Source organism: Citrobacter sp. Cpo065 (assembly GCF_030332805.1).
In the GTDB taxonomy this organism is placed as follows: Bacteria; Pseudomonadota; Gammaproteobacteria; order Enterobacterales; family Enterobacteriaceae; genus Citrobacter; species Citrobacter portucalensis.
In genome coordinates, this window is record NZ_JAOWHC010000029.1 from 838,691 (window position 1) to 863,305 (window position 24,615).

A 24,615-nucleotide genomic window follows, 5' to 3' on the forward strand; every position below is an offset into this window, starting at 1 on the left:
GGGTGAATCTTGATGAACAAAATGAATCGCTACGCACTGATTGCCGCGCTGGCGATGTTTCTCTCAGGCTGTGTGGTGCAACGTGAGCCCGCGCCGGTAGAGGAAGTGAAGCCGGTACCGGAACAGCCTGCGCAGCCGCAACAGCCGGTGCCGGTTGTGCCAACGGTGCCAAGCATACCGCAGCAGCCGGGCCCAATTGAGCATGAGGACCAAACGGCGCAGCCTACGCCACGTCAACGTCACTATGACTGGAACGGGGCTATGCAGCCGATGGTCGGCAAAATGCTGCAGGCAGACGGCGTCAAAGCGGGCGGCGTTCTGCTGGTTGATAGCGTGAATAACCGCACCAACGGCTCGTTGAACGCGGGTGAAGCCACCGAAACCTTACGTAACGCGCTGGCGAATAACGGTAAGTTTACGCTGATTTCTGCCCAACAGCTGGCTGTCGCCAAACAGCAGTTAGGTCTGTCGCCGAATGACAGTCTGGGAACGCGCAGTAAAGCGATTGGTATCGCCCGTAACGTTGGCGCGCAGTATGTGCTTTATTCCAGCGCATCCGGCAACGTCAATTCGCCTGCGCTGCAAATGCAATTAATGCTGGTACAAACTGGCGAGATAATCTGGTCAGGTAAAGGTGCCGTTCAGCAACAATAACAGACTCACGCGCGGCGAAGTGTTGTCGCGCTATTTCCCGCAGTATCATCCCGTCGCAACCAGCCAAACCGGCCTGAGCGGCGGGAGCTGCATCATTGAACACCGTTCCCACCGGCTGGTACTGCGCTGCCATCACGACCCTGACGCGCCGGAATCTCATTTCTTACGCCAATATCATGCGCTAAAACACCTGCCAGAAAGCCTTGCGCCACGTCCTCACTTTTATACGCGTGGGTGGATGGCAGTCGAGTTTTTTCACGGTAAGGTAGAATCCAGATTACCGGACGCCGACGAACTCGCAGGCTTACTGTATCATCTGCACCAGCAACCCCGATTGGGCTGGCGAATCAACCTGCTTCCGCTTCTTGAACAGTACTGGCAGTGTGGCGATCCGGCGCGTCATACACCATGCTGGCTGCGCGCGCTGAAGAGGCTAAGGAAACGAGGTGAGCCTCGACCTTTGCGTCTGGGGCCGCTGCATATGGATGTTCACGGTGACAACATCGTACGTACAACTTCAGGACTGCGGCTGATTGACTGGGAATACGCCGGAGACGGTGATATTGCCCTGGAACTGGCGGCAGTATGGGTTAGCGATGAATCCCAGCACCAACAGTTGGTTAGCACCTACGCCCAACGAGCGCACATTGAGCCAGACGTTTTGTGGCGACAGGTCAGACAATGGCAACCCTGGATAATGATGCTGAAGGCGGGGTGGTTTGAGTATCGTTGGCGGCAAACCGGCGATCGACAATTTATCAGGCTGGCCGATGAAACCTGGCGGCAGCTAACAATGAAAGGATAAGGAGAGCAGTGTGGGCCCAGTAATGTTGGATGTCGAAGGGTATGAGCTGGACGCTGAAGAGCGTGAGATTCTGGCACATCCGCTGGTAGGTGGGTTGATCCTCTTTACCCGAAATTATCATGACCCGGAACAGCTGCGTGAATTAGTGCGTCAGATCCGGGCTGCGTCACGTAACCATCTGGTGGTGGCTGTAGATCAGGAAGGCGGACGCGTACAGCGTTTTCGTGAGGGCTTTACCCGCCTGCCTGCAGCTCAATCCTTTGCTGCGTTGCACGGTCTGGAAGAAGGCGGCAAACTGGCTCAGGACGCAGGGTGGTTGATGGCCAGCGAAATGATCGCGATGGACATTGATATCAGCTTTGCACCCGTGCTGGATGTGGGCCATATCAGCGCGGCAATCGGCGAGCGTTCTTACCATGCCGATCCGCTAAAAGCGCTGGCGATGGCCACCCGCTTCATTGACGGGATGCATGCTGCTGGCATGAAAACGACCGGTAAACATTTCCCAGGACATGGGGCGGTGACGGCGGATTCACACAAAGAAACGCCAACCGATCCACGCCCAGAAGCCGAGATTCGTGCGAAAGATATGTCCGTGTTCCAGACGTTGATTACGGAAAACAAACTGGATGCCATTATGCCTGCGCATGTCATCTACAGTGATGTCGATCCGCGTCCGGCGAGTGGCTCACCTCACTGGTTGAAAACGGTGCTACGCCAGGAGCTTGGCTTCGATGGTGTCATTTTCTCCGACGATTTGTCGATGGAAGGGGCGGCGATTATGGGAAGCTATGCGGAGCGTGGACAGGCATCGCTGGATGCAGGTTGCGATATGATCCTGGTCTGCAATAATCGTAAGGGAGCGGTCAGTGTGTTAGATAATCTGTCGCCGATCAATGCAGAACGTGTTACACGTTTGTATCATAAAGGTTCATTTTCACGTCAGGAACTGATGGACTCGGCACGCTGGAAGACGGTAAGCGCTCAGCTTAACCAACTTCATGAGCGCTGGCAGGAAGAGAAAGCAGGTCATTAACGCAAGTTTGGCGAGGATGCGATGATTATCTATTTACACGGTTTTGACTCTAACAGCCCGGGCAACCATGAGAAGGTGTTGCAGCTGCAATTCATCGACCCGGATGTCAGGCTGATTAGCTACAGTACGCGGCATCCTAAACATGATATGCAGCATCTGCTGAAAGAAGTGGACAAAATGCTGCAGCTGAATGTGGATGACCGTCCGCTGATTTGTGGTGTGGGGCTCGGGGGATATTGGGCTGAACGGATTGGTTTCCTGTGTGATATTCGTCAGGTAGTGTTTAATCCCAACCTGTTCCCGTATGAGAACATGGAAGGCAAAATCGACAGACCTGAGGAGTATGCAGACATCGCAACAAAATGCGTGACCAATTTCCGTGAGAAGAATCGCGATCGCTGCCTGGTGATCCTGTCACGTCATGATGAAGCGCTTAACAGTCAGCGTTCGTCGGAAGAGCTGCATCATTTTTACGAGATAGTCTGGGACGAAGAGCAGACGCATAAGTTTAAGAATATCTCTCCGCATTTGCAGCGCATTAAAGCGTTCAAGACGTTAGGTTAATCCTTATTGAGCGTTTAAAAAAACAGCCGCCAGGCTGTTTTTTTTGTTCTTAAAGTTCCGGTTGTCTATCTTTTCAGCATCAAAACTTGATACATATCAATTTTGGTATGACCAATGCACCGTTCGTGTTATTCTCACTCTCGAAGAACATTTTCATTACCGTAACTTGTTGTTAATTAAAGGTTATGCTCATAACTTTTAATTAACAATTGGTTAATAAATTTGAGGGGGTCACGTTGACTACACCATTGAAAAGGATCGTGATTGTCGGCGGCGGTGCTGGCGGACTGGAAATGGCGACGCAGCTGGGTAAAAAACTCGGGCGTAAGAAAAAGGCCAAAATCACACTAGTAGACAGAAACCACAGTCACTTGTGGAAACCGTTACTGCATGAAGTGGCGACGGGTTCACTGGACGAAGGTGTGGATGCGCTGAGTTATCTGGCTCATGCTCGTAACCATGGCTTCCAGTTCCAGTTAGGCTCGGTGGTGGATATCGATCGTGAAGCGAAGACCATTACTCTCGCTGAGCTGCGCGATGAGAAGGGTGAGCTGCTGGTTCCTGAGCGTAAAGTGCCGTATGACACGCTGGTGATGGCGTTGGGCAGTACGTCCAACGATTTCAACACCCCTGGCGTGAAAGAAAACTGCATTTTCCTCGATAACCCGCATCAGGCGCGTCGTTTCCACCAGGAGATGCTGAATCTGTTCCTGAAGTATTCCGCGAATCTGGGCGCTAACGGAAAAGTGAATATCGCCATTGTGGGCGGCGGTGCGACGGGTGTTGAACTCTCCGCTGAGCTGCACAATGCGGTAAAACAACTGCACAGCTATGGTTACAAAGGGCTGACCAATGACGCGCTGAACGTTACGCTGGTCGAAGCCGGTGAGCGTATTCTGCCTGCGTTGCCGCCGCGTATTTCCGGTGCTGCGCATAATGAGTTAACCAAACTGGGCGTACGCGTACTGACCCAGACGATGGTAACCAGCGCTGATGAAGGCGGACTGCACACCAAAGATGGCGAATACATTAAAGCCGATCTGATGGTGTGGGCGGCGGGTATCAAAGCGCCAGACTTTATGAAAGACATTGGCGGTCTGGAAACGAACCGTATTAACCAACTGGTGGTTGAGCCAACTCTGCAGAGCACGCGCGATCCTGACGTGTACGCGATTGGCGACTGCGCTTCCTGCGCTCGCCCGGAAGGCGGTTTTGTGCCTCCGCGCGCTCAGGCAGCACACCAGATGGCGACCTGCGCGATGAACAATATTCTGGCACAGATGAACGGTAAGCCGCTGAAAGCGTATCAGTACAAAGATCACGGCTCTCTGGTCTCGCTCTCTAACTTCTCTACCGTGGGTAGCCTGATGGGCAACCTGACCCGTGGTTCGATGATGGTGGAAGGACGTATTGCGCGCTTTGTGTACATCTCACTGTACCGCATGCACCAGATTGCTTTGCACGGCTACTTCAAAACCGGCCTGATGATGCTGGTCGGCAGTATCAACCGGGTGATTCGCCCGCGTCTGAAACTGCATTAATATCGACCTGTGGCGTCGGATGATTTTACGCATCCGACGCCTTCCTTCAGAGTTGTCTGAATCATTCCGCTTTCGCTCCACCTCCCGCTATTTTCATCCGTAATCTGATTGGCATTCCTTACCTTCTGTTGCAAAGTTGTTGCTAATAGCAAAAAAGGAGGAAGTCCCGTGAATAAATCAATGTTGGCGGGTATAGGGATTGGCGTAGCTGCTGCGCTGGGTGTTGCAGCGGTGGCCAGTCTGAACGTTTTCGAGCGCGGCCCACAGTATGCGCAAGTTGTCTCTGCAACACCGATTAAAGAGTCGGTAAAAACACCGCGTCAGGAGTGCCGGAACGTAACGGTCACCCACCGCAAGCCGGTACAAGATGAAAACCGTATCGCGGGTTCCGTACTGGGCGCGGTTGCGGGTGGTGTTATTGGGCATCAGTTTGGCGGTGGACGTGGTAAAGATATTGCTACCGTGGCCGGTGCTTTAGGCGGCGGCTATGCAGGTAACCAGATTCAGGGTTCGATGCAGGAAAACGATACTTACACCACCACGCAGCAGCGTTGTAAAACGGTGTATGACAAATCTGAAAAGATGCTGGGCTACGACGTGACGTACAAAATTGGCGATCAGCAGGGGAAAATCCGTATGGATAAGGACCCCGGCGCGCAAATTCCGTTGGATAACAACGGACAGTTGGTACTGAATAACAAAGCGTAAAATAGCATTATCCTGAACATTAGCCCCCCATTCGCTCAGGCTGGGGGGCTTTTTTTATCAGAAGGTTAAGGCGTAGTTCAGACCAAATGTACGACCCCGGCCCTTGTATTCATACAGTGACGGGCTGCCGTAGGTTGGGCTATACAGCAGTGGCGCACGTTGTCCCCACAGTGTGGTGTACTCTTCATTCAGCAGGTTTTCCACGCTGAAGGTCAGTTTACCCAACGGGAGCTGATAGCTGCCGATAAAGTCCATCGTGTTATAGCCATCCAGCTTGTTACCGCTGGCGTCGGTCAGATCAAATGTTTGCTGGCTCTGTACGCGCAAGGTCCACGGTTCTGGTGCCCAGCCGACCCACGCGGTTGCTTTGGACGGTGAGGCCAGCGTGACATCCCATTTTTGCCATTTACCGTTCTGTTTCACTTCCGATTTAATGACGTTGAAGTTGCCACCCAGACTCCAGTCCGTGTCCGCAATGAAATAATCTACTGCACCTTCAAGGCCATAAATGCGGCGATCGTCGGGCTGAACGTTAATGGTCATATCGCTACGGTTGATAACGATCGATTTATCCGAAGTCGAGTAGTAAGCGGCCAGTTGCGTGCGCAGACTATCGCCGGTGTAGCGCCACCCCAGTTCGTACGAGTTAACTTTAATCCCTTCCAGACGTGAATCCGCCACGTTGACGCTGCGCTGGAGCTGGTAATGATCCCCAACCAGCGAATAGGTACCGTTACCGTAATATTTCCCTGGGTCCGGAAGCTCCACGCCCTGAGAAAAGTTAAACCACGTTTGCTGACGGTCGGTCAGGTGGGCAAGGATACCGGCGTTGAACAGGAAATTATCGTAATCGGTTTTGCCGCCCGGAATGGTATCGGCAGAGTTCGCAAGCCCGGTCGCGATTCCCTGCTGTTGAGCATAGCCAACGAAATCATCAACCCTGTTTTCGGTCCACTGATAGCGCACGCCGCCGCTGAGGGTAAAAATGTCGTTAATGTCATAGCTGTTTTGCAGGAAAGGCGCGAAGTTGGTGATGCTGTAACCGGGGTAACGCCCGGTGGTATAAGCGGTACGGTTGTCCATGCCGCCGGAGGGCAGGGACCAGGCCAGATCGAAGAATTTCTGATTGGAGTCGAAGGTTTCGTGATCGGCATCGACACCCCACGTCAGCTCCCAGTTATCCATCAACTGGCTGTTGAGGGTAATTTTGGCACCAAACTGGTCGGTGTCCTGCTGTGATGCGGAGAAACTGGTGACTTTGCCTTTGCTGAGCGTAGGGAAGGGGTAGAATTTCAGCGATTCGTCACGGTAATAGATTTGGCTGACCAGGTTCTGGCCAAAAAAATCTGCATCTGAATATTGCAGACTAATAAGATGACGTTCGGTGCCGGGAATACGATCGGAATTCAGTCCGCTGCTGGTATATGCTTTGCCGTTTCCGGTCACGGCGGACATGTTCTCGCCGAGATCCAGCCCGTAATCGTCATCCCCCTGACTTTTATAGTACTGCGTAACCAGTTGCAACTGACGGTTGTCGTCAAGTTCAATCGTCCCTGTGCCCATGACGTCCAGACGATCGGAGTGCTGTAACCCGGTTTGGGTGTTATCGAGCAGCAGGGCATCGTGATTACCGTCATACCAGCCGCCAAATCGTTGATACGCGACGGACATACGCCCGGAAGCGCGATCGGTTCCGCCACTCACCGCCGCGGCAACGCGTTCATCATGATCGTTGCTATTGTTGAAGCCGCTTTTGCTCCCCAGTTCGAGTTCTACTTCACGCTCCGGCTGACCTTTTTTGGTGACAATGTTGATTAATCCGCCGGTACTGCCACCGCCATAAAGAGAGGTTGCGCCTGAAATGACTTCAATGTGCGCAATGTTAAATGGGTCAATGGAGTCAAGCTGACGGCTGTCGGTTCGCGAGGAGTTCAGACGGACACCGTCAATTAGCACGACAATGGCGCGACCGCGCATGTTCATGCCGTAGTTTGTGCGTCCCTGGCTACTAACATCGATTCCTGGGATTAGCTGAGCAAGAACATCCTTGAACTCTTTACCTCCCTGAACCTGTTGTTCAATCTCGCTTCCTTCAATAACCCAGGTCGTTTGCGCCATTTCTGCCACTGTGCGCTGGCTACGGTTGGCGCTGACGATGAGGTTCTCTTCCTCAGCCGCAACAGCGGGTAGAGTTAAAGATAACAGGAGAGGATTGAGCACCCAGAGACGCTTATGCATTTGTATTCCTTTTAAAAAAGTCGGTCTGTTTTTGTTATAGCGGTAGAGAAACCGATGGTTACATTGTGAAACAGGCATTAAAACAAATGCGAATATTGCTGATAATAATTGTCGTTATCAATACTTTTTACAAAAAATGATCGGGTAACACGATGAAAACAATGAGAAATGTAGGGACAATAGAACGGGAATCTAACCGGGGGCTTTATCAGCTCCCGGTGGTATGAGTACAGCGGGGGAATTGCGGGAAAGGGTTAAGCTTTGACGAGTTCGGGCCACAGCCGCAGAGTTGTGTGTGCGATCTGCATCAGTTTTTCAAACGTTGCGCCTTCACGGGCGCTGATCGACATACCTTGTAAAATACAGTTCAGGTATTCGGCCAGTTTTTGCACGTCGCAATGGGCCGGAATTTCGCCTCGTTGCTGGCGCTGGTGAAGGAACTGGGTAAGCGTCTGTTCCTGCATTGCATGGCGGGATTTCACCGTGTGCGCAATATCGCGGGAAGAGGCTGCCAGCGTCGCAGAAGTATTAATCATGAAACATCCCGCCGGGGTGTCCTTGCTGGTAAAGCAGGTCGCTATAGCGGTGAAATAGTCTTCAAGTGCGGACTCAAGGCTTTTTTCTTCACAAAACAGCTGGGCTTCGTGTTTCGCCGCAAAGCGGGTGATGTAGCGATCCAGTACGGCACGGAACAACCCTTCTTTATTGGTGAACTCCGCATACAGCGTGGGCGCTTTTGCGCCGGTGGCTTCCACGAGATCGGCGAGCGAGGTCGCTTCATATCCGTGCTGCCAGAAGAGTGTCATGGCCTTATCAAGCGCGGCTTCCCTGTCGAACACTTTTGGTCGGCCACGGCTTTTTTTTGCACAACCTGTCGTTTCAGTTGTCATGGCGCCGATGTACCTTTGTTGGGTTTATTGAATAACCATTATAAAAATATTCGACTGCACACTCCAGCGGATTCACGATAAAAATAATTTATAGCTATTAGTATGAAAAATAAGACCTTTATATTTTATATAACGATCATTATAAAAAAATGTTGACGCGTGACCTGGATCACATCTATGATTTACCTATCGATCGTTAAGTTAATCTTTTCGACACCTATTCATCTGCTAAAGGTCACTATCATGAAAAACGTAAAAACACTGTTTGTCGCTGCTGTTCTTAGCTCACTGTCATTTGCAAGCTTTGCCGCTGTTGAAGTTCAGTCCACTCCTGCGGGCCAAGAGAAAGTCGGTACTATTTCTGCGAATGCGGGGACTAACCTAGGTTCTCTGGAAGATCAACTGGCGCAGAAAGCCGATGAGATGGGTGCGAAGTCTTTCCGTATTACTTCCGTTACCGGTCCTAACACTCTTCACGGAACTGCTGTTATCTACAAATAAGATTTAACCCATCGCAATGCCACTGCGAGTTAAATAAAAAACCCCCGCGGAATAAAATCCAGCGGGGGTTTTTTTATACGCTACGTTTACAGCGGTTGTTGAGCAACGTCATGATGACGGGTCACATCGACCGGCATGCCTGAGCGAATCTCCATCGCATGATCCATGACGGCGGTATCTGTTTGCGCCGCATTTTTAAATGTCTGCATGGACGCGTTCAGCACGATCGGCAGCAGTTGCGGGTCGTCATTGATTTTTTCGGACAGCGGTTGGTGTACTTCCACCAGGCGCACGCCGTTAGGCTCAACGGATGCTTTGATCGGCGTATTGATAATATTGACCTTAGTTCCGGGCGTTACCTGACGGAACAGGGTTTCTATATCACCGTCGCGCAGACGAATACAGCCGGAGCTGACGCGCATTCCGATGCCAAAATCAGCATTTGTACCGTGCAACAGGTACACGCCGCCGTATGCCGCTAAGCGAATCGCATGATGGCCCATCGGGTTATCCGGACCGGCAGGCACAACGGCAGGCAGGTCAATCCCGTTTGCTTTGTATCGCGCGCGGATATTTGCCGTCGGCGTCCAGGTGGGGTTGGCGCGTTTATCAGAGATGGTGGTTACCATCGTAGGCGTCAGCGTGTCACCACCTAACTGGCCAATACCAATAGGATACACGGTCACCGAATTGGTCCCCGGCTGGTAATAATAAAGACGCAGTTCAGCGAGGTTGATAACAATACCTTCGCGCGGGGCATCAGGTAGCAGAGTTTGTAACGGGATCGTCAAAACGCTGCCCGGACGTGGTACGTAAGGGTCAACGCCAGGGTTGGCCTGCAGCAGCGCGAGAAAGCCGACATTGTACTTTTTCGCAATCGCTTCCAGAGAACCGCCATTGTCTTCAACAACGTGAACGGCATTCTGACCCACCAGACGGCTTCCCGGTGGCGGCAGCGGCCAGGTGTTTGCCTGAGCCGGAAGTGCTAACGCGAATGTCGCTGCAAGCGTAAAAAACGCGAGCCAGCGAGAGAGTCGTTTATTGTTTAACATCACCATAAATCCATTGTTTTTACGTGGTTTTTATTATGTAAAAGTAAACGAGAATTATGGCTGTTTGCTGTGTCGGGAAGTGCAGGGAAGTGCAAAGAGTTTGTAAATTCATCAGGCCGGGTGAGTGGTGTGCTCACCCGGCCTGTTCACTATGCTACGGCGTTTTCTTCAAGCTGACGCATAAACTGGCGGACCCAGTCGATCCGCGTTTTACGCTCGCTCAACTCCTGCATGAATTTCAGCCGGGTTGGACCGTCCAGACGGAAGTGCTGCGGCTGCTTTTGCAGTAAACCAATCAGCCAGACCGGGTTGACGTGGTTTTTCTCGGCAAATTCAATGGTACCGCCTTTTTCATTGCCTTCGAGCTTTCTGATCCCCAGTTTCTGCGCCTGCTGGCGTAAACGGGCGATATCCAGCAGCGTACGAGCCGGGTCGGGCAGCAGACCAAAACGGTCTATCAGCTCGACCTTAATTTCTTCCAGCTCGTTTTCGCCTTTCGCACTGGCAATGCGCTTGTAGAACGACAGTCGGGTGTTTACATCCGGGATATAGTCATCCGGCAGCAGAGACGGCATGCGCAGTTCAACTTCGGTTTGCTGGCTGGTGAGATCTTCCAGCGACGGTTCGCGTCCCTCTTTGAGCGCATCGACCGCGTTTTCCAGCAGTTCCATATACAGTGAGAAGCCGATGCTTTCCATGGAACCACTCTGATCTTCACCCAGTAATTCCCCGGCGCCGCGAATTTCGAGGTCGTGGGTCGCCAGCGCAAAACCTGCGCCCAAATCTTCCAGCGAGGCGATGGCTTCCAGACGTTTTTGCGCGTCGGTGGTCATTGCTTTCGGATGCGGCGTCAGCAGCCAGGCGTAAGCCTGGTGGTGAGAACGTCCCACACGACCACGTAGCTGGTGTAATTGCGCTAAACCGAAGTGATCCGCTCGTTCGATGATGATGGTGTTAGCGGTGGGGATGTCGATCCCGGTTTCGATAATGGTGGTACACACCAGCACGTTAAAACGCTGATGGTGGAAATCGTTCATCACGCGTTCCAGTTCGCGCTCGCGCATTTGTCCGTGACCGATACCAATACGCGCTTCCGGCACCAGTTCTGCTAATCTGTCAGCGGTTTTCTGGATGTTTTCGACGTCGTTAAACAGATAATAAACTTGTCCCCCGCGCAGAACTTCACGCAGGATCGCCTCGCGTACCACCAGGTTGTCGTATTCGCGCACGAAGGTTTTGACCGCCAGACGACGAGCGGGCGGCGTGGCGATAATCGACAGATCGCGCATGCCGCTCATTGCCATATTGAGCGTACGTGGAATTGGCGTTGCCGTCAGGGTCAGAATATCGACATCTGCGCGCATCGCCTTGATGCGTTCTTTGTGGCGCACGCCGAAACGGTGCTCTTCATCGACAATCAGCAGACCCAGATCTTTTAACTTCACATCCGCTTGCAGCAGTTTGTGCGTGCCGATGAGAATATCAATTTTTCCCTCGGCAACTTGCTCCAGAATCTGCGCTTGCTCTTTGGCGCTACGGAAACGGGACAACATCTCAATGCGTACCGGCCAGTTGGCAAAGCGGTCGCGGAAGTTGTCGAAGTGCTGCTGTGCGAGCAGGGTGGTCGGCACCAGCACGGCAACCTGCTTGTGGTTCTCTACGGCGAGAAAGGCCGCGCGCATCGCGACTTCGGTTTTACCAAAGCCGACGTCGCCGCAGACCAGTCGGTCCATGGCCAGCGGTTGACACATATCGCTGAGTACCGCGTTAATCGCCTGCGCCTGGTCAGGCGTGGTTTCAAACGGGAAACTGTCGCAAAACAGCTGATACTGTTCACGGTCATGCTTAAAGGCAAAGCCTTCTTTCGCCGCGCGCTGGGCATAAATATCCAGCAGCTCTGCCGCAACATCGCGCACCTTCTCAGCGGCTTTCTGTCGGGCACGTGACCAGGCATCGCCGCCAAGTTTATGCAGCGGCGCATTCTCTTCTGCGCCACCTGCATAGCGGCTGATCAGATGCAGTGACGACACCGGCACGTACAGTTTGGCGTCGTTGGCATAGGTGAGCATCAGATATTCACCGGTGATGCCGCCCGCTTCCAGCGTGGTCATACCGGCATAACGACCCACGCCATGCTCCAGATGCACCACCGGCTGACCGGGATGCAGCTCTGCGAGGTTACGAATTAACGTATCCGGGTTGATGGTGCGACGAGAATCCTGGCGGCGGCGCGCCACGCGTTCCCCAAGCAGATCGCTTTCACAAATCAGCGCCAGATTGCGTTTGCTATCGATGAAGCCGTGCTCAGCTGCGCCAATCATCAGATAACGACCGTTATCTACGGCTTCATCGAGTCGCAATATCCGCTTCGGCGCCACTTTGATACGGGCGAGCAGTTCGCCAAGTGCTTCACGGCGGCCTTCACTTTCCACCGAGAAAATCACCGGACCGGTGAAGCCTTCAAGGAATTTACGTAACGCATCTAACGGCGCTTTTTGCTGTGCCTGAACGGCGATATCCGGCAGCTTCTGGAACCCAAGGTTAGTATTCGCTGCTTTGTTCGCCAGACTCTCGGTTTTCAGTTGAACGCGCGGCCAGCGTTTAAGTTCAGAAAACAGCTCATCAACCCGCAGCCACAGCGATTCCGGCGGCAGAAGCGGGCGCATCGGATCAACACCGCGATTTTCAAAGCGCGACAGGGTATCGGTCTGGAAGCGTTCTGCGCTGGTCTCGATATCACCGGTATTCACCAATAACGTATTGGCGGGGAAGTAGCTGAACAGCGGCGGCAGCGGCTCGCTGAAAAACAGCGGTTGCCAGTATTCAATACCCGCAGGTAACGTGCCTTTGCTGACCTGCTGGTAAATATGTTCGGCGTCGCGTTTCACCTCAAAGGTATCACGCCACTGGCTGCGGAATAGCTCGATGGCCGTTTTGTCAGTCGGGAATTCGTGTGCGGGAAGCAAATTAATGGCATCGACTTCTTCCAGCGTGCGCTGGGTGTCGGTATCAAACAGACGCAGACTGTCGATTTCGTCATCAAAGAAATCCAGGCGATAAGGCAACTCGCTACCCATCGGGAACAGATCCAGCAGTGCGCCGCGGGTGGCGTATTCGCCGTGTTCCATGACCTGATCAACATGGCGATAGCCCGCACTGTCCAGCTGTTCACGCAGAGCGTCACGTGAAAATCGCTGGCCCTTTTTCATGACCAGCGCATGACCGTGCAGATAGCTGTGCGGACAAACGCGCTGCATCAGTGTATTTACCGGAACGATCAGCACGCCGCGCTGCATGGCAGGCAGCTGATACAGCGTGGAGAGCCGCGAGGAGATAATCTCCTGATGGGGAGAAAAGCTGTCGTAGGGTAGCGTTTCCCAGTCGGCCAGGTTCATCACCATCTGGTCAGTAAACTGACGAATTTCATCATGCAAACGCAGCGCATTTTGCATGTCCGGCGCGATCAGGACCACTGGACCCGCGTGATGTTCGGCGATTTCGGCGACCAGCGTTGCGCAGGCGGCACCGGTAAGCTCACCTAACTGGCGCTGATCGCCAGCTTTCGCCGGGAGCGTGTAACGATGTTGTTCAGGCATTCGGTTGTCAGGATCTCGTTTAGATATACATCTGATAAGCAATGTTCTTTATTATCCGTGATCGTTTCTCATAAGCAAATTGATTCGCCCCCTGATGGGGGCAAAAAGCGCGTAGGGGTTAGCGCGAGACAGCCGATAAAGAAGGCGGGGAAAAGAGCAGGTCGGCCACTGTTTTTTGTGAAATTTTACGTACCAACAGGCCAAACAAGGTGCACAGTAGCAGGCAGGCGAACGGATACACCAGCAGCAGGGCCAGCTCCGCATATGCAGGCCAGGCGGTATGATTGATTTTGGGGATTAGCGTTAAGCTGAACAGCTCAACCAGAATACGGTGGGTGGTGTAGATGGCGATGGTATTGGCACCAATCACGCTTAACGGGCCGGACTCACGCATACCAAAGCGCTGCTCAAATTGATAAAACAGCTTCATGATCAGCACAATGGAAAGCAGAGAAAGTAATAGTGAGACATTTGCCAGCCACGCGACGACGGCGGCGATTGCGCTAACCAGAACAATGACCGCATGGCGGCGCAGGGGCACCTCCTTGATCCACACCATCAGCGTTGCGCCAAACCATGCACCGAGGCTGTACCAGGGCAGATTGCGAATCACGCTGTTCATTCCCCACCACGGCGTCGGGACAAAATTGATCGCCACGCTTAGCACCACAAATAACGCCAACAGCGGCACCGCCCAGCGGCTGAAAATCTTACACAGAACAAAATAGACAATCAGCGCGTACAGATACCACAAGCTGGTGCTGGCGGTCAGCATTCCGTGGGTAAAACCCGCGATCGAATCGGCATACGCGGCGTTGGCAGCATGGCTCAGATCGCGCTGTGGGGCCAGCCAGTTATTGAGCGCGACTAACGCCAGCCATTGCACCACTCCCCAAAGCACCAGCACCCAGGCAATGCTCCAGATCCGCTTATCCACGCAGGTGGGCCACGGGACGCTATCAATGTAGCGACGGATCAGATACCCCGAAATAAAGAAAAAGACCGGCATGCGAAACGGCGCCAGGTACAAATTGAGGTAAATCCAGCATTTGCTCAGCAGCTCTGAAAGCGGATGCTGAAAAGTAGTGAGGTGCGGGTAAAACGTGATTACCGAGTGGTAAATCACCACCAGACAAATACATAACCCTTTGATTTGATTAATCCATAGTTCTTTTTTCTTCATCGAGACGGCGTATCCATATTGTTGGCTATAGCCTGCCATCCTGCGCAACCCGCTGTGCGCTGTAATGCGTAACTGTCTGCATTTTGTTTTTTTAAGATAAAGATCAGGGACCCGGGCTGAAGGAAAGAGGGACAACTTTAGCGAATTGATTTATTTATACTTTTAGGAATAGTGCTGACGAACACTTACGGTTCAGTCATTTACCCATTCCGCTTTCGCTTATATACTCGTGACTTTGCTAACAGCAACCAGACGGATTTCATGTACCAACCTGTCGCTCTATTCATCGGCCTGCGTTATATGCGTGGGCGTGCAGCAGATCGCTTCGGTCGCTTCGTTTCCTGGCTCTCCACCATAGGCATTACTCTCGGGGTAATGGCGCTGGTCACGGTGTTGTCGGTGATGAACGGTTTCGAGCGCGAGCTGCAAAACAATATTCTTGGCCTGATGCCTCAGGCCGTACTCTCGTCTGAACAGGGTTCCCTCAACCCGCAACAACTGCCGGAAAAAGCGGTGGTGTTGAACGGCGTCAACCGCGTTGCACCCATAACTACGGGAGATGTGGTGCTGCAAAGCGCGCGTAGCGTTGCCGTCGGCGTGATGCTCGGTATCGATCCGGCGCAAAAAGATCCGTTAACACCGTATCTGGTCAATGTGAAGCAAACAGATCTGCAACCGGGTAAGTATAATGTCATCCTCGGCGAGCAACTTGCCGGGCAGTTGGGCGTGAACCGTGGCGATCAAATCCGTGTGATGGTGCCCTCGGCCAGCCAGTTTACGCCGATGGGGCGTTTGCCGAGCCAGCGTTTGTTTACGGTGATTGGCACTTTCGCCGCCAACAGCGAAGTCGATGGCTACCAGATGCTGACCAACATTCAGGATGCCTCGCGTCTGATGCGCTATCCGGTGGGTAATATCACTGGCTGGCGTCTGTGGCTGAACGAACCGTTAAAAGTTGACACGCTGAGCCAGCAAACGCTGCCGCAGGGCACCAAATGGCAGGACTGGCGCGAGCGCAAAGGGGAACTGTTCCAGGCCGTGCGCATGGAAAAGAACATGATGGGGCTGCTGCTTAGCCTGATCGTGGCGGTGGCGGCTTTTAATATTATTACCTCGCTGGGTCTGATGGTAATGGAGAAGCAAGGGGAAGTGGCGATTTTACAAACGCAGGGGCTAACGCCGCGGCAGATAATGATGGTGTTTATGGTTCAGGGGGCCAGTGCCGGGGTGATTGGCGCGCTGCTGGGCGCTGTACTGGGTGCCTTGCTCGCCAGCCAACTGAACAATCTGATGCCAATTATTGGTGTGCTGCTGGATGGCGCTGCGCTGCCGGTCGCTATCGAGCCGCTGCAGGTTATCGTCATTGCGCTGGTGGCGATGGCCATCGCGCTGCTGTCTACGCTTTATCCTTCCTGGCGCGCTGCCGCCACTCAACCCGCTGAGGCTTTACGTTATGAATAAGATCCTGTTGCAATGCGACAACCTGTGCAAACGCTATCAGGAAGGCACTGTGCAGACCGATGTACTGCACGATGTCAGTTTTTGCGTCGGCGAAGGTGAGATGATGGCGATTGTCGGCAGCTCCGGCTCCGGCAAGAGTACGTTGCTGCATCTGTTAGGTGGGTTGGATACCCCGACTTCCGGCGACGTCATTTTTAGCGGTCAGCCAATGAGCAAGCTCTCGTCGGCGGCGAAAGCGGAACTGCGCAATCAGAAGCTGGGCTTTATTTACCAGTTCCACCATTTGCTGCCGGATTTTACCGCGCTGGAAAACGTAGCGATGCCGCTGCTGATCGGCAAGAAAAAACCGGCTGAAATCACCGAGCGCGCACGGGATATGCTGAAAGCGGTAGGGCTGGATCATCGTGCCAGTCATCGCCCGTCTGAACTGTCTGGCGGCGAACGCCAGCGGGTGGCCATCGCGCGTGCGCTGGTGAATAACCCGCGTCTGGTCCTGGCGGATGAGCCAACGGGTAACCTGGATGCGCGTAACGCGGACAGCATTTTCGAGCTTCTGGGTGAGCTGAACCGCTCTCAGGGCACGGCATTTCTGGTGGTGACGCACGATCTGCAACTGGCGAAGCGGATGAGTCGCCAGCTTGAAATGCGCGATGGTCGCCTGACGGTTGAACTGAGCCTGATGGGAGCTGAGTAATGGCTTCGCCTTTATCGTTATTGATTGGTCTGCGCTTTAGCCGTGGTCGGCGGCGCGGCGGTATGGTTTCGTTAATTTCGGTGATATCTACCGTTGGCATCGCGTTGGGTGTGGCGGTGTTGATCGTCGGTTTAAGTGCCATGAACGGATTTGAGCGTGAGCTGAACAACCGTATTCTGGCCGTAGTCCCACACGGAGAGATTGAAGCCGTAAATCAGCCGTGGAATAACTGGCAGGAAGCGCTCGACAAGGTACAAAAAGTGCCGGGTATTGTCGCCGCGGCGCCTTATATCAACTTTACCGGACTGGTGGAGAGCGGGGCGAACTTACGCGCGGTGCAAGTGAAGGGCGTAGACCCGAAACAGGAGCAGCGTTTAAGCGCGTTGCCATCCTTTGTGCAAAACCACGCCTGGGATAATTTTAAAGCCGGTGAACAACAAATCATCATTGGTAAGGGTATTGCCGATGCGCTGAAGGTGAAGCAGGGTGACTGGGTGTCGATTATGATCCCTAACGCCAGTGCGGATCATAAGCTACAGCAGCCTAAACGCGTGCGTTTGCACGTGACGGGGATCCTGCAACTGAGCGGTCAGCTCGATCACAGCTTTGCCATGATCCCAATGGAAGATGCGCAGCAATATCTCGATATGGGAACCAGCGTTTCCGGGATCGCGCTGAAGGTTAACGACGTGTTTAACGCCAATAAGCTGGTGCGGGACGCGGGTGAAGTCACCAATAACTATGTTTACATCAAGAGCTGGATCGGCACCTACGGCTATATGTACCGCGATATTCAGATGATCCGCGCCATTATGTATCTGGCTATGGTGCTGGTTATTGGCGTGGCCTGTTTTAATATCGTTTCCACGTTAGTGATGGCGGTAAAAGACAAAAGCGGCGATATTGCGGTATTAAGAACCCTCGGGGCGAAAGATGGGTTGATCCGTGCCATTTTTGTCTGGTACGGCCTGCTGGCGGGTCTGTTCGGTAGCCTGATAGGCGTCGTCATCGGGGTGGTTGTTTCGTTGCAACTGACGCCGATCATAAACGGGATTGAGGCGCTTATCGGCCATCAGTTCCTGTCCGGCGATATCTATTTCATTGACTTCCTGCCATCGGAATTACACTGGCTGGATGTGATTTACGTGCTGGTGACAGCACTCGTGCTGAGTCTTTTGGCAAGTTGGTATCCGGCGCGTCGCGCCAGCAATATTGATCCTGCGAGAGTACTTAGCGGCCAATAACAACAATAATACACGACAGCATTCATGCTGCATCAAGGCGTAGCCAACGCAGAGGCATCTTGAAGGATGACGTGTATCAAGGAGCGGTGATGTATTACGGATTTGACATCGGCGGGACCAAAATTGCGCTGGGCGTGTTTGATAAGCAACGTCGTCTGCAATGGGAAACTCGCGTTCCTACGCCTCGCGACAGCTACGACGCTTTCCTTGATGCGGTCTGCAATCTGGTGACGGAAGCGGATCAGCGGTTCGGCATCAAAGGTTCGGTAGGCATCGGCATTCCGGGCATGCCGGAAACCGAAGACGGCACGCTGTACGCGGCCAATGTTCCTGCCGCCAGTGGCAAACCGCTCCGCGCCGATCTCAGCGCTCGCCTTGACCGCGATGTGCGTCTGGATAACGATGCGAACTGTTTTGCTCTCTCCGAAGCCTGGGATGACGAGTTCACCCAATATCCGCTGGTGATGGGGTTGATTCTCGGTACGGGCGTCGGCGGCGGCCTGGTGCTTAACGGGAAATCCATCACCGGACGCAGCTATATCACCGGTGAGTTTGGTCATATTCGTTTGCCGGTCGATGCGCTGACGCTGATGGGCTTTGATTTCCCGCTGCGCCGCTGCGGATGCGGTCAACTGGGATGCATCGAAAGCTATCTTTCCGGCGGTGGATTTGCGTGGTTGTATCAGCATTACTACCATCAACCGCTGGATGCCCGCGAAATTATCGCGCTGTGGGAGCAGGGTGATGAACACGCGCGTGCCCACGTTGAACGCTATCTGGATTTGCTGGCGGTGTGTCTTGGGAATATCCTGACTATCGTCGATCCTGATTTGGTGGTGATTGGCGGAGGCTTGTCGAATTTTACCGCTATTACGACGCAACTGGCGGATCGACTGCCACGTCATCTGCTGCCGGTTGCCCGGGTACCGCGTATTGAGCAGGCACGGCACGGTGATGCCGGCGGGATGCGCGGGGCTGCTTTCCTACATCTTACCGATTAATACAAAGAGGTTGTTATGCTGTCGCGTCGGGGTCATCGGTTAAGCCGCTTTCGTAAAAATAAACGCCATTTGCGCGATCGCCTGCGTCAACGAATCTTTTTCAGAGACAGAGTGGTGCCTGAATTGATGGAAAAACCAAGAGTGCTGGTACTGACTGGAGCGGGAATCTCCGCTGAGTCAGGAATTCGAACATTCCGCGCGGCGGATGGTCTCTGGGAAGAACATCGGGTAGAGGACGTTGCGACTCCGGAAGGATTTAGTCGAAACCCGGAACTGGTTCAGTCGTTTTATAACGCCCGTCGCCATCAGTTGCAGCAGCCTGAAATCCAACCCAACGCGGCGCATATCGCACTGGCAAAACTCGAAGCCGAGCTGGGCGATCGTTTTTTACTGGTGACGCAGAACATTGATAATCTGCATGAGCGTGCGGGCAGCCAGAACGTTATCCATATGCACGGCGAGTTGCTCAAAGTTCGCTGTTCGCAAAGCGGGCAGATTCTGGAATGGACGGGCGATGTGACACCGGAAGATAAATGTCATTGCTGCCAGTTTCCGGCACCGCTGCGACCACACGTAGTGTGGTTTGGTGAAATGCCGCTGGGTATGGATGAAATTTATATGGCACTGGCAATGGCAGATGTGTTCATTGCGATTGGCACATCGGGACATGTTTATCCGGCAGCGGGTTTTGTGCATGAGGCGCGACTGCATGGGGCACATACGGTAGAACTCAATCTCGAACCGAGCCAGGTAGGCAGCGAGTTTGAAGAGAAGTATTACGGTCCGGCAAGCCAGGTAGTGCCTGAGTTCGTTGAGAAGTTATTGAAAGGGCTGTAACGGCTATCCGGATAATACTGTTTAAGCCTGTACAAGCTGGCGGTCCTCACGCAGGGCCGCCATAATCAAAAATCCTACGATGTAAAAACAACAGATCAGCCCCAGTGCGCTCAGCCATATGGGTAGTCGGGTAATGTAAACCAGGCTGCACGAGATAATCACCAGAATAATTCCGGTATACATGGGGTGCGCAATCCAGGCAAAAATGCCGCGCGTAACCCTTTTTGCACGAGGTAAATAGTAGCCTGTCCATGTGTGGCTCTCCCCCAAATCCCATTTTCCTTTGATGACCAGCGCGTTACCTACGATCGCCAAAATCAGACATCCCCACTCCACCGGGCCAATCTGATGACTGAAAAACAGGCTATAACCAAAAACCAGGATCGGTATTAAAAAGGTGAGCCGTAGCAGGTGGGTTGCGATGACAGGCAGCAAAGGACGAGCGTTTACCGGCTGCTTACGTGGGAGAATCACCAGCGTAAATACGATCAGATTAGCCAACTCAAGTAGCAGCCAGAGTGTTGTCATTGGAAGCCTCAGAAGCCGGCCTGGAATACTGTAAGCATAGCCAGAAACTGGGGAGCGGGAATCAGCCGAAAGGCGTAAAAAGTAGGGATTGGCAGGTAGCAACCCGGCGCAGCGACGCCTGCCGGGTTGCACGAGTATTAGCGTCCTGCTTTTAGCTTCTGATAATACTCTTCGTAGATAGCGCTGGCGGAACCGACATCGTTTTGCCATTCCCCTTTGTTGATGGTTTCCGCGTCAGGGTAGAGCGTTTTGTCGTTCGCGACCTCAGGACTTAACAGCTTGCGTGCTGCCAGGTTCGGCGTCGGGTAACCGATAGTTTCTGCGACTTCTTTCGCGACGTCCGGGCGCAGCAGGAAGTTAATCAGCTTCAGCGCACCTTCTTTGTTTTTCGCGTTAGCCGGAATAGACAGGCTGTCCATCCAGAAAATGCCACCTTCTTTCGGCCATACCACTTCCAACGGTGTGCCCGCCTGACGCGCAACATACGCGGAGCCGTTCCACACCATCCCCAGATTAACTTCGCCTTCCATATACGGGTTGGCCGGGTTGTCAGAGTTAAATGCCGCAACGTTAGGCATCAGCTTCTTCAACTCGTTATAGGCGGCTTCAATCTCTTTAGGATCGGTGGTATTGCCGGAATATCCCAGCTTGCGCAGCGCCATCTGGAACACTTCTCGCGCATCATCCGTTAACAGCAGACTGCCTTTGTACTCCGGCTTCCACAGATCGGCCCAACTGGTGACGGTTTTCGGATCGATAGCATCGCTGTTGACGCCAATGGCCGTTGCACCCCAGATATACGGGATGGAGTAGTCATTGTTTGGGTCAAACGGCTTGTTGAGCATTTCCGGATCGAGGTTGTGGAAGTTGGTCAACGTCGACTTGTCGATCTTCTGGATCATGCCTTCTTTACGCATTTTATCGACGTAATAGGTGGACGGAACCACCAAATCGTATGCGCCGTCTTTATAGGTTTTGAGCTTGGCGTACATGGTTTCATTCGACTCGTAGGTCGAATAGATAACCTTAATGCCGGTTTCTTTGGTGAACTGTTCCAGCAGACCCGGTGGGACGTATTCAGTCCAGTTATAGAAATAGAGCGTGTTGTTGTCATTCGCGTGAGCGGCGCTCATGCCCAGTGCCAGAGCACCCGCCGCGAGCAGGTGGCGTGACCATTTTTTCATCATTTAACGTCCCCTGAATTAAGGGCCTTAGCGGCCCTTGGTTTTATCACGTGCAATAAGCTGGCTGGCAATCACCATAACCAGCGACAGAACCAACAAAATGGTCGCCAGCGCGTTCACCTCTGGTGATACGCCGACTTTAACCATTGAGTAGATTTTTAATGGCAAAATTTCATAACCCGGTCCGGTGACGAAAGATGAAACAACAACATCATCCATCGACAGCGTAAAACTCAGCAACCAACCCGCAGCCACCGCAGGCATAGCCAGTGGCAGTATTATCTTGCGCAGAATAGTTACTTCGCTGGCACCCAAATCTTTAGCCGCCTCAAGCATGCGGACATCAAAACCTTTCAGGCGAGAGTAAACCGTCACCACCACAAAAGGCAGACAAAAAGTGATATGCGAGAACAGCAGCGACCAGAAGCCCAGTTGAATGCCGATCAGCATAAACAGCACCAGCAGAGATATTGCCATCACAATATCCGGCGACATCATCACCACGAACAGCATGCCACTGACGAACGGTTTACCGCGAAAACGGTAACGGTACAGCGCAACCGCAGTGAGTGAGCCGATCAAGGTGGCAAAGGTGGCGGATAGCACCGCCATCGTCAGCGAGTGCTGCGCCGCCTGCAACAGGCTGTCGTTATTCATCAGCAGGCCGTACCATTTAGTAGTAAAACCCTGCCAGTTGATGCCAAAGCGCGAACTGTTAAAGGAGTTCACAATCAGAATGATGATTGGAATATACAGATACGCGTAGATAGCGGTCATAAAACCGCCGCGAAGCAGTCGACCGATCATTCGAGTTCCACCTTCTTGTTCAGTAAGCGGGAGGCGCGCCAGTAGATCAGCAGCATCAGACCCATCACGATGGTCAGTGTAATGCTGGTGGCTGCACCAAACGGCCAGTCGCGGATGTTCAGGAACTGAACTTTAATTACGTTACCAATCAGCAGGTTTTTCGCGCCGCCCATTAAGTCGGAAACGTAAAACAGCCCCATTGCGGGCAGCATGACCAGCAGGCATCCGGCGATAATCCCCGGCATCGTCAACGGAATAATGATGCGGGTGAAGGTCTGAAGCTTACTGGCGCCTAAATCGCGTGCGGCTTCCAGCAGCGGTTTATCGAGCTTTTCAATGCTGGAATAGAGCGGCATCACCATAAACGGCAGCAGGATGTATACCAGCCCGATAATCACCGCGCTGGGAGTAAACATAATGCGAATGGGTGTATCGATAACGCCGAGCCATAACAGAAACTCGTTGAGATAGCCTTTGGTGCTGAGGAAAATTTTGAGTCCGTAGATGCGAATAAGGGAATTGGTCCAGAACGGAACAATCAGCAGGAACAGCAGCAGCGGGCGTACTTTTTCCGGCAGTTTCACCAAAAACCAGGCAAACGGGTAGCCGAGTATTAGACAGGCGAGCGTGGCAATCAGCGCCATATTGAGGGAGTGAACCAGTACCTCAAAATAGAGCGGATCGAGCAGGCGCGTATAGTTCTCCAGCGTAAAGACCATTTTGACGAAATTGGCGTCGTCACGGGTCAAAAAGCTGGTGCCGATGATCATCAGGTTGGGCAGAAAGACAAATAACACAAGCCAACCGACAATGGTGAAGATCACCACACTCTGGAATTTACTTGTGCTCTTCATCAGCCAGTACGACCTCCCAGCTTTCTACCCAGTTAATTGCCATTTTCTGGTCGAGCGAGTGGTCAAAGTCAGGATCGTCTTCGTTGAAGAATTCGCTGACCATCACCATCTTGCCATTTTCCAGTTCTACAACCGACTCCAGCGTCATGCCTTTGTAGTTGCGTTCACGCACGTAGCCGATCAGGCCTTCGATATGATTATCATCGTTGATTTCATCAACGCGCAAATCTTCAGGGCGTAACAGGACGTGCAGCTTTTGTCCGGGAACTACCGCGAAGTTGACATAAATATTGCACTCGCGGCCTTCAACGTTAGCACGAACACGCTGTTCATCCAGACGTTCAATCACCGTGGCGTTAAACATATTGATCTCACCGATAAACCCGGCGACAAACAGATTCTTTGGCTCTTCGTAGATTTCGCGCGGCGTACCGTCCTGCTCAATCTTACCATCGCGCATCACCACGATGCGGTCAGACATAGTCAGCGCTTCTTCCTGATCGTGTGTGACAAAGACAAAAGTGATACCAAGCTTACGCTGCAGTGCTTTCAGTTCATTCTGCATCTGCTTACGCAGTTTGTAGTCCAGCGCAGAGAGGGATTCATCTAACAAGAGTAAGCGGGGTTTGTTGACCACTGCTCGGGCAATCGCTACGCGCTGCTGCTGTCCGCCGGAAAGTTGATGCGGTTTTCGCTGGGCGAACTCTTCCAGTTGCACCATGCGCAGGGCTTCGGTAACGCGGGGAGAAATGTCGGCTGCGGGCGTTTTTTGCATGCGCAAACCAAAGGCCACATTTTCAAACACAGTCATGTGGGGGAATAGCGCATAGCTTTGGAAGACGGTATTCACGTAGCGATTTTCCGCTGGAACGTGAGTGATGTCCTCGTTGTCCAACAAAATATGACCGGAATCAACCGTTTCCAGACCGGCAATCAGGCGAAGAACGGTTGTTTTACCGCAGCCAGAGGGGCCAAGTAGCGTAAGAAACTCGCCATTATTGATGGTCAAATCCAGGCTGGAAATCACCTCTTTGCCATCGAAACTTTTGCGAATTCCCGCTAATTGCACCAGTGGAGAAAGCGAACGCGGTTGTTTATTCAATTTTTTACTCTGTCCCATGTAAACGCAACGGATGGCTGACCGATGCGGGGTTTGTGGTTAACCACCTTGATGACTCTTAATGAGGGCCGTTATTCTACGGCAAACCATTGTAATCGCCAATCCTTGTTGCGAATT

General features: G+C 52.9%; 22 protein-coding genes. 12 read left to right on the forward strand and 10 right to left on the reverse strand.

The features are described 5' to 3' along the window. Positions 1-12 precede the first annotated feature (12 nt). The 6 genes from lpoB (at position 13) to OGY68_RS10020 (ending at position 5,308) form a co-directional block, all read left to right on the forward strand. Positions 13-654 (forward strand): penicillin-binding protein activator LpoB, encoded by a 642-nt coding sequence (gene lpoB, locus OGY68_RS09995; protein ID WP_057066440.1) that lies wholly within the window; start codon positions 13-15, stop codon positions 652-654. Then, positions 635-1,459 (forward strand): thiamine kinase, encoded by an 825-nt coding sequence (gene thiK, locus OGY68_RS10000; protein ID WP_057066441.1) that lies wholly within the window; start codon positions 635-637, stop codon positions 1,457-1,459. Before lpoB ends, thiK begins: the two co-directional genes overlap by 20 nt. Positions 1,460-1,469: 10 nt before the next feature. Then, a complete protein-coding gene (gene nagZ, locus OGY68_RS10005; protein WP_032943019.1) occupies positions 1,470-2,495 on the forward strand; it encodes a beta-N-acetylhexosaminidase in 1,026 nt (341 codons plus the stop codon). Positions 2,496-2,516: 21 nt separating this feature from the next. Next, positions 2,517-3,059, forward strand: coding sequence for an alpha/beta hydrolase YcfP (gene ycfP, locus OGY68_RS10010; RefSeq protein ID WP_003030817.1), 543 nt, complete (start codon positions 2,517-2,519; stop codon positions 3,057-3,059). Positions 3,060-3,295: 236 nt separating this feature from the next. Then, the gene (gene ndh, locus OGY68_RS10015) at positions 3,296-4,600 is read left to right on the forward strand and encodes an NADH-quinone dehydrogenase (RefSeq protein WP_003832263.1); all 1,305 of its coding nucleotides are present in this window, start codon (positions 3,296-3,298) and stop codon (positions 4,598-4,600) included. A 168-nt stretch (positions 4,601-4,768) separates the two neighbouring features. Then, positions 4,769-5,308 carry a glycine zipper 2TM domain-containing protein gene (locus tag OGY68_RS10020; protein WP_003030814.1) on the forward strand — a complete coding sequence of 180 codons (540 nt, stop codon included), beginning with the start codon at positions 4,769-4,771 and terminating at the stop codon, positions 5,306-5,308. Between the two features lie 57 nt (positions 5,309-5,365). Here the strand turns inward: OGY68_RS10020 and OGY68_RS10025 are convergent, their stop codons facing one another. Then, a complete protein-coding gene (locus OGY68_RS10025; RefSeq protein WP_048214422.1) occupies positions 5,366-7,546 on the reverse strand; it encodes a TonB-dependent siderophore receptor in 2,181 nt (726 codons plus the stop codon). Positions 7,547-7,800: 254 nt separating this feature from the next. Further along, complete coding sequence (gene comR / locus OGY68_RS10030) at positions 7,801-8,436, reverse strand: TetR family copper-responsive transcriptional repressor ComR (RefSeq protein WP_008784432.1); 636 nt, start codon at positions 8,434-8,436, stop codon at positions 7,801-7,803. Positions 8,437-8,679: 243 nt separating this feature from the next. Between comR and bhsA the strand changes: the two genes are divergently transcribed. Further along, positions 8,680-8,937: a multiple stress resistance protein BhsA gene (bhsA, locus tag OGY68_RS10035; RefSeq protein ID WP_003030810.1), complete on the forward strand. Its 258-nt coding sequence runs from the start codon at positions 8,680-8,682 to the stop codon at positions 8,935-8,937. Between the two features lie 86 nt (positions 8,938-9,023). Here the strand turns inward: bhsA and ldtC are convergent, their stop codons facing one another. From ldtC to OGY68_RS10050, 3 genes are all read right to left on the reverse strand, one after another. Next, on the reverse strand, positions 9,024-9,989 hold the full coding sequence (ldtC, locus tag OGY68_RS10040; RefSeq protein WP_032944376.1) for a L,D-transpeptidase LdtC: 966 nt from the start codon (positions 9,987-9,989) through the stop codon (positions 9,024-9,026). Positions 9,990-10,138: 149 nt separating this feature from the next. Further along, entirely contained in the window at positions 10,139-13,585 is a 3,447-nt protein-coding gene (gene mfd, locus OGY68_RS10045) for a transcription-repair coupling factor (RefSeq protein ID WP_286616980.1), read from the reverse strand. 118 nt (positions 13,586-13,703) lie between these two features. After that, entirely contained in the window at positions 13,704-14,768 is a 1,065-nt protein-coding gene (locus OGY68_RS10050; RefSeq protein WP_057068649.1) for an acyltransferase family protein, read from the reverse strand. Positions 14,769-15,029: 261 nt separating this feature from the next. Here OGY68_RS10050 and lolC point away from each other — a divergent pair, with 261 nt between their 5' ends. The 5 genes from lolC (at position 15,030) to cobB (ending at position 20,005) form a co-directional block, all read left to right on the forward strand. After that, complete coding sequence (gene lolC, locus OGY68_RS10055; protein ID WP_032934420.1) at positions 15,030-16,229, forward strand: lipoprotein-releasing ABC transporter permease subunit LolC; 1,200 nt, start codon at positions 15,030-15,032, stop codon at positions 16,227-16,229. Further along, positions 16,222-16,923 (forward strand): lipoprotein-releasing ABC transporter ATP-binding protein LolD, encoded by a 702-nt coding sequence (gene lolD / locus OGY68_RS10060; RefSeq protein ID WP_286616983.1) that lies wholly within the window; start codon positions 16,222-16,224, stop codon positions 16,921-16,923. Before lolC ends, lolD begins: the two co-directional genes overlap by 8 nt. Next, positions 16,923-18,167, forward strand: a complete 1,245-nt coding sequence (lolE, locus tag OGY68_RS10065; protein WP_003030804.1) for a lipoprotein-releasing ABC transporter permease subunit LolE — start codon at positions 16,923-16,925, stop codon at positions 18,165-18,167. Before lolD ends, lolE begins: the two co-directional genes overlap by 1 nt. An 89-nt stretch (positions 18,168-18,256) precedes the next feature. Then, the gene (nagK, locus tag OGY68_RS10070; RefSeq protein WP_020996481.1) at positions 18,257-19,168 is read left to right on the forward strand and encodes an N-acetylglucosamine kinase; all 912 of its coding nucleotides are present in this window, start codon (positions 18,257-18,259) and stop codon (positions 19,166-19,168) included. Between the two features lie 15 nt (positions 19,169-19,183). Continuing rightward, entirely contained in the window at positions 19,184-20,005 is an 822-nt protein-coding gene (gene cobB / locus OGY68_RS10075) for a Sir2 family NAD+-dependent deacetylase (protein ID WP_003832281.1), read from the forward strand. 21 nt (positions 20,006-20,026) lie between these two features. On the opposite strand, the gene OGY68_RS10080 is transcribed toward cobB, so the two are convergent. The 5 genes from OGY68_RS10080 to potA all read right to left on the reverse strand — a co-directional run bounded on the left by OGY68_RS10080 (position 20,027) and on the right by potA (position 24,498). Then, entirely contained in the window at positions 20,027-20,533 is a 507-nt protein-coding gene (locus OGY68_RS10080; RefSeq protein ID WP_048226888.1) for a methyltransferase family protein, read from the reverse strand. 137 nt (positions 20,534-20,670) lie between these two features. Next, positions 20,671-21,717 carry a spermidine/putrescine ABC transporter substrate-binding protein PotD gene (potD, locus tag OGY68_RS10085; protein WP_003030797.1) on the reverse strand — a complete coding sequence of 349 codons (1,047 nt, stop codon included), beginning with the start codon at positions 21,715-21,717 and terminating at the stop codon, positions 20,671-20,673. A 27-nt stretch (positions 21,718-21,744) separates the two neighbouring features. Next, positions 21,745-22,524 carry a spermidine/putrescine ABC transporter permease PotC gene (gene potC / locus OGY68_RS10090; RefSeq protein ID WP_003030794.1) on the reverse strand — a complete coding sequence of 260 codons (780 nt, stop codon included), beginning with the start codon at positions 22,522-22,524 and terminating at the stop codon, positions 21,745-21,747. Continuing rightward, the gene (gene potB / locus OGY68_RS10095) at positions 22,521-23,378 is read right to left on the reverse strand and encodes a spermidine/putrescine ABC transporter permease PotB (RefSeq protein WP_057068651.1); all 858 of its coding nucleotides are present in this window, start codon (positions 23,376-23,378) and stop codon (positions 22,521-22,523) included. The genes potC and potB overlap by 4 nt, the downstream gene beginning before the upstream one ends. Then, a complete protein-coding gene (gene potA / locus OGY68_RS10100; protein WP_003832287.1) occupies positions 23,362-24,498 on the reverse strand; it encodes a spermidine/putrescine ABC transporter ATP-binding protein PotA in 1,137 nt (378 codons plus the stop codon). The genes potB and potA overlap by 17 nt, the downstream gene beginning before the upstream one ends. Between the last annotated feature and the right edge of the window lie 117 nt (positions 24,499-24,615).

What these genes read in the sequence shown, in the direction of transcription:
- OGY68_RS10080 (WP_048226888.1), bottom strand. Translation starts at nt 20,533, where the DNA reads ATGACAACACTCTGGCTGCTACTTGAGTTGGCTAATCTGATCGTATTT.
- lpoB (WP_057066440.1), top strand. Translation starts at nt 13, where the DNA reads ATGAACAAAATGAATCGCTACGCACTGATTGCCGCGCTGGCGATGTTT.
- bhsA (WP_003030810.1), top strand. Translation starts at nt 8,680, where the DNA reads ATGAAAAACGTAAAAACACTGTTTGTCGCTGCTGTTCTTAGCTCACTG.
- potC (WP_003030794.1), bottom strand. Translation starts at nt 22,524, where the DNA reads ATGATCGGTCGACTGCTTCGCGGCGGTTTTATGACCGCTATCTACGCG.
- potD (WP_003030797.1), bottom strand. Translation starts at nt 21,717, where the DNA reads ATGAAAAAATGGTCACGCCACCTGCTCGCGGCGGGTGCTCTGGCACTG.
- OGY68_RS10025 (WP_048214422.1), bottom strand. Translation starts at nt 7,546, where the DNA reads ATGCATAAGCGTCTCTGGGTGCTCAATCCTCTCCTGTTATCTTTAACT.
- OGY68_RS10050 (WP_057068649.1), bottom strand. Translation starts at nt 14,768, where the DNA reads ATGAAGAAAAAAGAACTATGGATTAATCAAATCAAAGGGTTATGTATT.
- ldtC (WP_032944376.1), bottom strand. Translation starts at nt 9,989, where the DNA reads ATGTTAAACAATAAACGACTCTCTCGCTGGCTCGCGTTTTTTACGCTT.
- potA (WP_003832287.1), bottom strand. Translation starts at nt 24,498, where the DNA reads ATGGGACAGAGTAAAAAATTGAATAAACAACCGCGTTCGCTTTCTCCA.
- potB (WP_057068651.1), bottom strand. Translation starts at nt 23,378, where the DNA reads ATGAAGAGCACAAGTAAATTCCAGAGTGTGGTGATCTTCACCATTGTC.
- comR (WP_008784432.1), bottom strand. Translation starts at nt 8,436, where the DNA reads ATGACAACTGAAACGACAGGTTGTGCAAAAAAAAGCCGTGGCCGACCA.
- ycfP (WP_003030817.1), top strand. Translation starts at nt 2,517, where the DNA reads ATGATTATCTATTTACACGGTTTTGACTCTAACAGCCCGGGCAACCAT.
- nagK (WP_020996481.1), top strand. Translation starts at nt 18,257, where the DNA reads ATGTATTACGGATTTGACATCGGCGGGACCAAAATTGCGCTGGGCGTG.
- cobB (WP_003832281.1), top strand. Translation starts at nt 19,184, where the DNA reads ATGCTGTCGCGTCGGGGTCATCGGTTAAGCCGCTTTCGTAAAAATAAA.
- lolD (WP_286616983.1), top strand. Translation starts at nt 16,222, where the DNA reads ATGAATAAGATCCTGTTGCAATGCGACAACCTGTGCAAACGCTATCAG.
- mfd (WP_286616980.1), bottom strand. Translation starts at nt 13,585, where the DNA reads ATGCCTGAACAACATCGTTACACGCTCCCGGCGAAAGCTGGCGATCAG.
- lolC (WP_032934420.1), top strand. Translation starts at nt 15,030, where the DNA reads ATGTACCAACCTGTCGCTCTATTCATCGGCCTGCGTTATATGCGTGGG.
- lolE (WP_003030804.1), top strand. Translation starts at nt 16,923, where the DNA reads ATGGCTTCGCCTTTATCGTTATTGATTGGTCTGCGCTTTAGCCGTGGT.